The sequence below is a fragment of the Colwellia sp. BRX8-9 genome, from assembly GCF_014077245.1.
GTDB lineage: Bacteria > Pseudomonadota > Gammaproteobacteria > Enterobacterales > Alteromonadaceae > Colwellia_A.
The window spans coordinates 1-415 of sequence record NZ_JACGVN010000061.1 but is presented as its reverse complement, the minus strand read 5'-3'; the positions used below and the strand labels follow the sequence as shown (position 1 = coordinate 415).

The window sequence follows — 415 nt, the reverse complement described above, 5'->3', positions numbered from 1 at the left end:
GTGTCTACACAAATTACATGATAACAAATTAGAAGAATCCCGATGGGGCTATAGCTCAGCTGGGAGAGCGCCTGCCTTGCACGCAGGAGGTCTGCAGTTCGATCCTGCATAGCTCCACCATCTTAAATTCTACCGCGTTAGTTCGCAGCTTGTGTAGTAAACTACACGACGCTACAAACTGCCTTGTATAATATAAGATACCATTATGATTCTTCATTAAAGAAAAGACCAAATTAAGGTTTACTTTCGTCATGCTGAACGTGTTTCAGTATCTGGTGAGTGAATATTAATTTGGTTTTTTAAACCACGTTTTTAACCGAATGCGCGTTAAGAATGAGTTCTTTAACAATCTGGAAAGCTGATATAAATAAAGTATTTATGTCGTAATGAACGGTGTCGCGCTGTGATTTACATA

General features: G+C 39.0%; 1 tRNA gene. It reads left to right on the top strand.

The features are described 5' to 3' along the window. Positions 1-44: 44 nt before the first annotated feature. Positions 45-120 (top strand) — tRNA-Ala (locus tag H4J70_RS20270). Positions 121-415: the final 295 nt, after the last annotated feature.